The organism is uncultured Faecalicoccus sp. (assembly GCF_944327125.1).
GTDB lineage: Bacteria > Bacillota_I > Bacilli_A > Erysipelotrichales > Erysipelotrichaceae > Faecalicoccus.
Map to the genome: position 1 here is coordinate 1 of NZ_CALVGO010000079.1, position 3,925 is coordinate 3,925.

6 protein-coding genes are annotated in these 3,925 nt (G+C 38.7%); 1 reads left to right on the forward strand and 5 read right to left on the reverse strand.

Features of this window, described 5'->3' with window-relative positions; all coding sequences use genetic code 11:
• Positions 1 to 411, forward strand: a 411-nt coding sequence (locus Q0K03_RS07195) for a P1 family peptidase (RefSeq protein ID WP_297239030.1), incomplete at its 5' end; no start/stop codon positions are given.
• Here the strand turns inward: Q0K03_RS07195 and Q0K03_RS07200 are convergent.
• From Q0K03_RS07200 to Q0K03_RS07220, 5 genes are all read right to left on the reverse strand, one after another.
• Positions 408 to 1,232: a histidinol-phosphatase gene (locus Q0K03_RS07200; protein ID WP_297239031.1), complete on the reverse strand. Its 825-nt coding sequence runs from the start codon at positions 1,230 to 1,232 to the stop codon at positions 408 to 410. The two genes, Q0K03_RS07195 and Q0K03_RS07200, sit on opposite strands and share 4 nt — an antisense overlap.
• Positions 1,204 to 1,677 carry a low molecular weight protein-tyrosine-phosphatase gene (locus Q0K03_RS07205; protein ID WP_297239032.1) on the reverse strand — a complete coding sequence of 158 codons (474 nt, stop codon included), beginning with the start codon at positions 1,675 to 1,677 and terminating at the stop codon, positions 1,204 to 1,206. The genes Q0K03_RS07200 and Q0K03_RS07205 overlap by 29 nt, the downstream gene beginning before the upstream one ends.
• Before the next feature lie 79 nt (positions 1,678 to 1,756).
• Entirely contained in the window at positions 1,757 to 2,593 is an 837-nt protein-coding gene (locus tag Q0K03_RS07210; RefSeq protein WP_297239033.1) for a Fic family protein, read from the reverse strand.
• A gap of 371 nt (positions 2,594 to 2,964) precedes the next feature.
• Positions 2,965 to 3,588 carry a hypothetical protein gene (locus Q0K03_RS07215; protein WP_297239034.1) on the reverse strand — a complete coding sequence of 208 codons (624 nt, stop codon included), beginning with the start codon at positions 3,586 to 3,588 and terminating at the stop codon, positions 2,965 to 2,967.
• 100 nt (positions 3,589 to 3,688) lie between these two features.
• The coding region (locus Q0K03_RS07220; protein ID WP_297239035.1) for an LPXTG cell wall anchor domain-containing protein at positions 3,689 to 3,925 on the reverse strand (237 nt) is incomplete at its 5' end.

Below are 3,925 nucleotides of genomic sequence, written 5' to 3' on the forward strand. Positions count from 1 at the left end.
GATGTCTTCTTTGAAAACAGCACAAAACCGATTGCCGGTATCTATGACTATGAAAAGAAAAAACGGATTTATACCCTTGATGTCTTGTTTGAAAACCAGCCTGTAGAAGAAAGCTGCGGTATGAATACAACAATTGGATGTATTTTTACCAATGCCGATTTAACAAAGGCACAGGCCAATAAGATTGCCAGCATGGCCCATAACGGATACGCCCGCACGATTCTCCCTGTCCATACATCCAATGATGGAGATACAATTTTTGCGATGTGTTCCAATCAAATAAAAGCCAATCCGGATCTGGTCGGTGCATTGAGTGCCAAAGCGATGGCAAAAGCCATAGAAAATGCCTGCATCCATGCCGCTCCGGCATACGGATTGACCACGTATTCAGAAATAGAAGAAAACGCCTAGCGAGCAAATTGCTCAATAGGCGTTTTTTTGAAGCCTTCTGAAGTTAACACCATCATGGAATCAAATCCGCAAGCCTGGATCAGTTCCATCGATTCTTTAAAGTGACAGTCCAAATTGTTTCGGTCATGACAATCGCTGCTCAGAAGAATGTTTCCTTTCTTTTTTTGAATATACGATAACAATGTTTGATGCGGATAAGGATCTTTTCGATAGCCTCGGGCAATGGCACCGGTATTGATCTCAAAGATCTTACCTGCCGCAATTAAAACATCAATGCATTCTTTGGCATAGCTTAAATAGACTGGATCTGTAAACGATCCATATTTTTGATCCTCATTAAATTTCATCAACAGATCCAGATGTCCAACTATATCCACTTCATCGTATTCGGCAATTTTCTGTAATCCTTCATAGTATGCTTTGGCATACTGATGAAAGTCATGATCAAAAGTTTCCACGATTTTCTTTGTATGTTCATCCGAGTAATCCACATTGAGAACTTCCCCTTTTTCAATCAGAAAGTGCTCACTCCCTATGACAAAATCATACGGTTTCTTTGAGGGGATGCGCTGTGAAATATCTTCTTCGATCCCCAAGAAAATCTGGATCTTATCTTTATATTTTTCTTTGGCATCCAGGATATCCTCAATATACTTTGTGAGATCTTCTTCTTTCATGGCTACGCTGTCATAACGGCAAGGCCCATGCCCGGAAAAGCCTAGGATCGTAAACCCTTTGTCGATGGCAGTCTGTACCATTTCATCGATGGAATCCTTTCCATCACAATAAATGCTATGCGTGTGTAGATTTTGTTTGATCATTTTGTATCCTTTCCAGCCATTCTGTGCAGCCTTGATAAATATCTTCATAAGCTCTCTCAAAATCATCGGTATACCATGGATCGGCCACATCCCGATTTTTAAGTAAGGAATGCACTTTCTCCTGAGGATCTGTTTTAAAGATCCGTTTCAGGTTTTGCATATTCCATTTATCCATTCCAATGATATAATCCCATTTTTCATATTCATCATAACGAACCTGACGCGCCTGGCGCAAAGAAAAGGGAACGCCTTTTTCCTTTAGTTTTCGTTTAGCGGGCGGGTACATATCATTTCCAATTTCTTCGGTACTGGTAGCCGCCGATTCAACATAATAGGCATCGGACAAGCCTTTTTCCTGCACCAGTTTTTTAAATATAAATTCTGCCATGGGCGAACGGCATATGTTTCCATGACAGACAAACAAAAGTTTGATCATAATTTCCATATCCTCCATAAATCTTAAAGCTTTGATTTTACGCTCAGCGTCGTTCCAAATGTTGAGATACTATTGGAATCTTTTTCAGCTAACTTATATATGAGATCCTGAAATAATCCAAATAGGCTTTATAACGATCCTGCGCCCTCAGGCAAGTATCTGTCAAATAGCCTCTTTCCTTATCCCACTCCTTCAATCCTCTATAGTAGAACATCTTCAGGTTATCCTCAATAATGAAAGGAACAATATTATATTTCAAACATTCCTTGAATAGGATCAGCCTTCCCACACGACCATTCCCGTCTTGAAATGGATGGATTTGTTCAAACCTTACATGGAAATCCAGAATATCCTCAAAATATTTTTTTTCTTTAGCGTTATATTCCTTCAGCAGCGCTTTCATCTTATCGGCAACTTCTTCAGGTAGAGCCGTTTCCATACCGCTCACCTCATTCGGTGTTTTTTTATAATCGCCTACGGCAAACCAATCTTTTCTGGAATCACTAGTTCCGCTTTTCAAAGTCAAATGAAGTTCCTTAATAAGCTTCTCAGTCAAGGCGGCTTTTGCATGGTCGATAACCATATCAACACAACGGAAATGATTGACCGTTTCAATCACATCATCCACGTTGAGAACTACGTTCTCTATGCCTATCGTATTGGTTTCAAAAATATATCTGGTTTGATCATGTGTCAGACGGCTTCCCTCAATGTGATTTGAGTTATATGTTAAGTCAATCTGTGTTTTATGATAAATACCCCCCGGATACTGGCTTGCCTTCTCCCTTTGCAAAATCTTCAACAAAGTCGGCTGTTGTTTTCTCTTATTGGAACGTTCCGGTTTTTGGGCATCCTCTGGAATATTCCACGTCTTGCCAGTAAGAAACGCACCGTTAACTCTTCCCTGCGCACAGTAATTTCTCACACTTCGCTGAGATATGTTCCATTTTTTAGCTATTTCATTGACTGAAAGGTATCTCATAATTCCTCAATTCTTTTTATTTATTATACCATGTATCGGCAATAAAATAGTAAATTTTATAAATATAACACAATGATTATTGCCGATTATTCAATTTTCTAAGAGACCATGGGAAGAAAAAACGAACTTCACAAACAGGTGAAATTCGGTTCTTACTTTCGGTATATAATACTTCTTTATCCTCTTTCAAAACTTTATTATTATATTGATGTTGCCTTGAAAGTGTTATAAATTCATTCGGCGCTTCAAAAGACTCGTTGATATGAAACAATTTTTTATCAACAAATCGTATCTTCCTTCCGTTCTATTTCTCCTTAAAACAATGAATAGAGTACGATTCCCTTTTCACCATTTAGAGCATAAACAGGAATCAAGTCATGAACATGAACTCCAAAATCTTGATAGGGTTTGTTCAACAAAGTGCACATAAAAGCCTTTTGATCTTCATCAAAAGATTCCAATCGGCACCAGCACCCTTCTGTCTGACATCCTTCCTTCATCAAGGCCACTAAAACATCATCCGGATATTCGGTATTGCGCAAAGGATCGATCAACTCAAGGAGTCTTGTGGCATGCTGAGCATCCGATGTCTGATAATGCTCGTCAACCATTTCTATTTTCTCTGTGTATCGATCTTTAAAGTATTCATCTTCTTTATCAAAGAAATAGAATTCCCGATCCAGAATATTTCCAATTCGAATTTTTATCGACACTTCATTCTTTCCTTCAAAAAAATGAAAACTTTCATCGCTCTTCACACCTAAGCTTAATACTTCAAACGATAAACCGGCCTGGTGATCGATATAACCATAGCCTAAGATTACATTGGCTTTTCCTTGGTCTGGAAAATCTTCAAAAAGCTTTCTGTCTTTTTCTTCCAGATCAAAGGCCCATATATTATGATACGCTCCGCGAAATCCAAATTCTTCAAATTTCATAATGTAACCCTTTTCATTATATCTTATTTTTCATTTCCATTCAAAAAGGCGAGTCAGAATGACTCACCCTTTTTGAGGATTATAACAGAAGAAACTTTATTTATTTATTTTTTCTTTTCAGGAAGAACAAGGCTCCCAGCGATGCGATGGATGTGCCTAATGCAGAGAACATTCCTGTCGACACACTTGTTGGAGTTCCGTTCGATTTTGTCGGTTCTTTTTTCGATTCAGCAGACGGATCTTTTTCTTGTCCAGAAGAAGGCTTATTGCCCTGTTGGGAGTCTCCTTGAGCCTTTACCGTCACTTTGATCGTCTTTGTACAAGAAGCTCCCTGACC